The sequence below is a fragment of the Ruixingdingia sedimenti genome (genome assembly GCF_031432425.1).
Taxonomy (GTDB): Bacteria; Pseudomonadota; Alphaproteobacteria; order Rhodobacterales; family Rhodobacteraceae; genus Ruixingdingia; species Ruixingdingia sedimenti.
This window is the reverse complement of record NZ_JAVKPH010000083.1, coordinates 1-4,976: the sequence shown is the minus strand read 5'-3', so window position 1 is coordinate 4,976 and position 4,976 is coordinate 1. Positions and strand designations below refer to the sequence as shown.

Sequence of the window (4,976 nt, the reverse complement as noted above, 5' to 3'; positions counted from 1 at the left end):
AGCAGCATCTCAACCGCACCCGCCTTCCAGCTACCGTTCCGAACCACCGTCCGTCTCGGTGAAGCGGTATCTAGGCCTACACGATCAAAGGCGCAAGAGCGAAAAACGACGATCTCAACGAAATTCTGCATCATACTGAAAAACAACGATTTTATTTCCGGCCCCTCAAGCGCCGCACCGGGCCGGCCTGTGGATAACCCGTTGTTTCTGTGGATAGTTTACCCCGGCAGGGGCCAATCCCGCCGGATCGGCGTGAATCACCCTCGAGTCAGTGCATCGCGCGGCGAATCCGGCGGACCATCAGCCAGACCGCCAGCACCGTCACCGGCACCAGCACCGCCAGCAGCCCGGCCTTCGGCACCCCCATGCCGTCCGCCAGCGGTTGCAGCGCATAGCCCGCAAGGCTGACGGCGTAATAGCTGATCGCCACCACCGACAGCCCCTCGACCGTGTGTTGCAGCCGCAGTTGCAGATCCGCGCGGCGGTCCATGCTTTCCAGAAGCCGCTGGTTCTGGGCCGAGCGTTCCACATCCACCCGCGTGCGCAGCAGTTCCGCCGCCCGCGCCGCACGTTCCACCATCAGCCGCAGCCGCGCCTCGGCCGATTTGACCGTGCGCATCGCGGGGTCATAGCGGCGCAGCATGAACTCGCCGAAGGTCTGCCGCCCGCCGAAGCGCGCCTCGCGCAGCACCTCGATCCGTTGCAGCACGATGGCCTCATAGGCCCCCGTCGCCCCGGCGCGAAAGGCAAAGCGGACGGCCAGCGCCTCCAGCTCCGCCGAAATGCGCAAAAGCGCGTGCAGCGTGTCCTCCGCCGATGTGCCCGAATCGATACGCCCGACCAGCGCCGTCAGCCCGGGGTCGATCGCGTTCAGCCGCGCCCCCAGTTCGCGCGCCCGCCCGAGGCCCAGCATCGACATCGCGCGATAGGTCTCGATCTCGCACAGCCATTGCACGATCCGCCCCAACCGCCGCGGGCCGGTGCCGGGGCGGACGAAAACCGCGAATCGCATGTGCCCCGCCGGGTCGATGCGGAAATCCCCCGCCACCACCGCGGCCCCGCCCAGAACCTCTGCCGCCGCCAGGCTTTCGGGCACGAACCACGCATCCAGCCGCGCGTCGATCCCGGCCGGGTCCTCGGGCATCTCCTCCACCCGGATCAGCACGGAACAGAGCCGCCGCCCCGGCGCCGCGGCCAGCCAGTCGGCGGGCAGCACCTCTGCCTCTGCCGGGTCGAAGGGGCGCGGCGACAGGCCCGGGGTGAAGGCCGAACAGGCCACGAATTCGGTATGGCTTTCCCATTTCAGTTCCGCCCGCCCCAAGGCGCCGGAGAAATGCGTGATCCCGGGTTCGGGCGCGGCCACGCCATGGCGGGCCAGCAGCGCGCAGAGATGGGCGTGATCGGCCCCGCGGTCGCGGTTATGCGCCTCTGCCGGTTCCTTGAAGGCGACATGGGCGACGGAACAGGGCACCGCCAGCGCCGGAAAGGGGCGGGCGTGCAATTCGTTCACCAGCGCATAGCGCAGGGGGTGGTCGTTGGGATGAAGCATCGTCGTTGATCCGGGGTTTTGCGCCAGTTAGGCGCCCCTGCCCCGGCCGGGCCAGAAAACTCGCGGAATACCGGGGTATGCCATGCGATTGTGGCACGGATGCCCCACCCCGGAACGCAAACGGCCCCGGGGGATCCCCCGGGGCCGTCGATGCCGTGGCGCGATGCCTCAATCCAGCATGGGCAGCAGCTGATCCACCGATTTCTTGGCGTCGCCGTAGAACATCCGCGTGTTGTCCTTGTAGAACAACGGATTCTCGATCCCGGAATAGCCGGTACCCTGGCCGCGCTTGCTGACGAACACCTGCTTGGCCTTCCAGACCTCCAGCACCGGCATGCCGGCGATGGGGCTGTTGGGGTCTTCCTGCGCCGCCGGGTTCACGATGTCGTTCGAGCCGATGACGATGACCACATCCGTTTCCGGGAAGTCCTCGTTGATCTCGTCCATCTCCAGCACGATGTCGTAGGGCACCTTCGCCTCGGCCAGCAGCACGTTCATGTGGCCGGGCAGACGGCCCGCGACGGGGTGGATGGCGAAACGCACGTCCTTGCCCTTGGCGCGCAGCTTGCGGGTCAGTTCCGACACCGATTGCTGCGCCTGTGCCACCGCCATGCCGTAGCCCGGCACGATGATGACCGAATCCGCATCGTTCAGCGCCGCCGCCACGCCATCGGCGTCGATGGCGATCTGTTCGCCGGTCACTTCCATCGCCGGGCCGGTGGTCCCGCCGAAGCCGCCGAGGATCACGCTGATGAACGAACGGTTCATCGCCTTGCACATGATGTAGGACAGGATCGCACCGGAAGATCCGACCAGCGCACCCACCACGATCAAGAGGTCGTTCGACAGCGAAAACCCGATCGCCGCCGCCGCCCAGCCCGAATAGCTGTTCAGCATCGACACCACCACCGGCATGTCGGCGCCGCCGATGCCCATGATCAGGTGATAGCCGATGAAGAACGCCAGCAGCGTCATCGCGATCAGCGTCCAGGTGCCCGCGCCGTTCAGATAGGCCACCAGCAGCGCCAGCGACAGGATTGCCGCGCCCGCGTTCAGCACATGGCCGCCCGGCAGCTTCTTGGCCTTGCCGTCCACCTTGCCCGCCAGCTTGCCATAGGCGACGACCGATCCGGTGAAGGTCACGGCGCCGATGAACACGCCCAGGAACACCTCGACCTTGAGGATCGACAGTTCCGCCGGCGTCTTTTCGAACACCTTCAGCGCGAAACCCTTGAGCGCGTTCAGCCCGTCGGCATCGGCCGTGGCCAGCATGGTGGCGATGCGCGCCATTTCGATCTCGGCGTTGAAGCCGATGAAGACCGCGGCCAGACCGACGAGGCTGTGCATCGCGGCGACAAGCTGCGGCATCTCGGTCATCTGCACGCGCTGCGCGACGATCCAGCCGATGGTGCCGCCCGCAAGGATCAGCACCAGCGACGCCACCCACAGGCCCGAACCCGGGCCGATCAGCGTGGCGACGATGGCCAGCGCCATACCGACGATGCCGTACCACACGGCGCGCTTGGCGCTTTCCTGCCCCGAAAGGCCGCCGAGCGACAGGATGAACAGGACAGCCGCGACGACATAGGCGGCAGTGGTGAAACCGTATTCCATTGCGCGCCTCTCCTTACGACTTCTGGAACATGGCGAGCATGCGCCGGGTGACGAGGAAGCCCCCGAAGATGTTGATGCCCGCCATGAACACCGACAGCGCCGCCAGCACGATCACCAGCCACGACCCCGACCCGATCTGCAACAGCGCGCCCAGGATGATGATCGACGAAATCGCGTTCGTGATCGCCATCAGCGGCGTGTGCAGGCTGTGGCTGACGTTCCAGATCACCTGGAAGCCGACGAAACAGGCCAGCACGAAGACGATGAAATGCTGCATGAAGCTCGCCGGTGCGACGAGGCCGACCAGCAGCAGCAGCACCCCGCTCACCCCCAGAAGGGTGAACTGATTGCGCGTCTGCGCCTTGAACGCCGCGACTTCCTGCGCGCGGCGTTCCTCGGGGGTCAGTTCCTTCGGCTTTTCCTTCGGCTTCTGCGCCGCGATCGCGGCCACCTTGGGCGGCGGCGGCGGGAAGGTGACGGCGCCCTCATACGTGACCGTCGCGCCGCGGATCACGTCATCCTCCATGTTGTGGAAGATCTCGCCATCCTTCTTCGGCGTCAGGTCCGTCAGCATGTGGCGGATGTTGGTGGAATAGAGCGTGCTGGCCTGCGCGGCCATGCGGCTCGGGAAATCGGTATAGCCGACGATGGTCACGCCGTTGTCGGTGACGATCTTCTGGTCCGGCACCGTCAGGTCGCAGTTGCCGCCGCGTTCCGCCGCGAGATCCACGATGACCGAGCCCGGCTTCATCATCGCCACCATGTCCTCGGTCCAGAGCTTCGGCGCAGGCCGGCCGGGGATCAGGGCGGTGGTGATGACGATGTCGATCTCGGGCGCCAGTTCGCGGAACCTCTTCAGCTGCGCCTCGCGGAACTCGGGGCTCGAGGGCGCGGCATAGCCGCCCGTCGCCGCACCGTCGGTCTGCTGTTCGCTGAAATCGAGGTAGACGAATTCCGCGCCCATCGATTCGATCTGCTCGGCCACTTCGGGCCGCACGTCGAAGGCATAGGTGATCGCGCCGAGGCTGGTCGAGGTGCCGATGGCCGCCAGCCCCGCCACGCCCGCGCCCACCACCAGCACCTTGGCCGGGGGCACCTTGCCCGCCGCCGTCACCTGCCCGGTGAAGAAACGGCCGAAGTTGTTGCCCGCCTCGATCACCGCGCGATAGCCGGCGATGTTCGCCATGGACGACAGCGCGTCCATCTTCTGCGCGCGCGAAATCCGCGGCACCATGTCCATCGCGATGACATTGGCGCCCAGATCCTTCGCCTGTTCCAGCAGTTCGGTGTTCTGCGCCGGATAGAAGAACGAGATCAGCACCTGGCCCTGCCGCATCCGCGCCAGTTCCGCGGGTTCCGGCGGGCGGACCTTGACCACCACATCCACCCCGGACCAGAGCGCGGCCGCATCCGCCGCCACCTCTACGCCCACGGCCGCATAGGCCGCGTCCGAAAACCCGGCCTTCACGCCCGCGCCGCTCTCGATGGCGCAGCTATGGCCGAGCTTCATCAACTGAACGGCGGAATCGGGTGTCATCGCGACCCGGTTTTCGCCCTCGTATATCTCTCTCGGTGCACCAATCTTCACGCTGGCAGTCCCCCTTATGGCTGTCGCCCCAGGCCGGGCGGCGGTCGTCGTCCGCCCCTTTAACATTGCGCAATATTGTTTCACAAGTCCGTGTCGACCCGGCATGGCCGTGAAGTGGACCCTGCGTCACCTTTGACCTAGACAGCCAACCCCTCCGGCTCCGCCAGCCCGTTGGCGCGGTGGCAGGCGGTCAGCGTGTTGGCCAGCAGGCAGGCGATGGTCATC

The 4,976-nt window shown here is 66.4% G+C and carries 3 protein-coding genes; all 3 read right to left on the bottom strand.

Features of this window, described 5'->3' with window-relative positions; all coding sequences use genetic code 11:
- Positions 1-268: 268 nt before the first annotated feature.
- Positions 269-1,549 carry a DUF3422 family protein gene (locus tag RGD00_RS22995; RefSeq protein WP_310459564.1) on the bottom strand — a complete coding sequence of 427 codons (1,281 nt, stop codon included), beginning with the start codon at positions 1,547-1,549 and terminating at the stop codon, positions 269-271.
- Positions 1,550-1,717: 168 nt separating this feature from the next.
- Entirely contained in the window at positions 1,718-3,163 is a 1,446-nt protein-coding gene (locus RGD00_RS22990; protein WP_310459563.1) for an NAD(P)(+) transhydrogenase (Re/Si-specific) subunit beta, read from the bottom strand.
- A 13-nt stretch (positions 3,164-3,176) separates the two neighbouring features.
- Positions 3,177-4,751 (bottom strand): Re/Si-specific NAD(P)(+) transhydrogenase subunit alpha, encoded by a 1,575-nt coding sequence (locus RGD00_RS22985; protein ID WP_310459562.1) that lies wholly within the window; start codon positions 4,749-4,751, stop codon positions 3,177-3,179.
- Between the last annotated feature and the right edge of the window lie 225 nt (positions 4,752-4,976).

Bases quoted from the DNA above. Each gene is read 5' to 3' on its own strand.
- RGD00_RS22990 (WP_310459563.1), bottom strand. From the start codon at position 3,163: ATGGAATACGGTTTCACCACTGCCGCCTATGTCGTCGCGGCTGTCCTG.
- RGD00_RS22995 (WP_310459564.1), bottom strand. From the start codon at position 1,549: ATGCTTCATCCCAACGACCACCCCCTGCGCTATGCGCTGGTGAACGAA.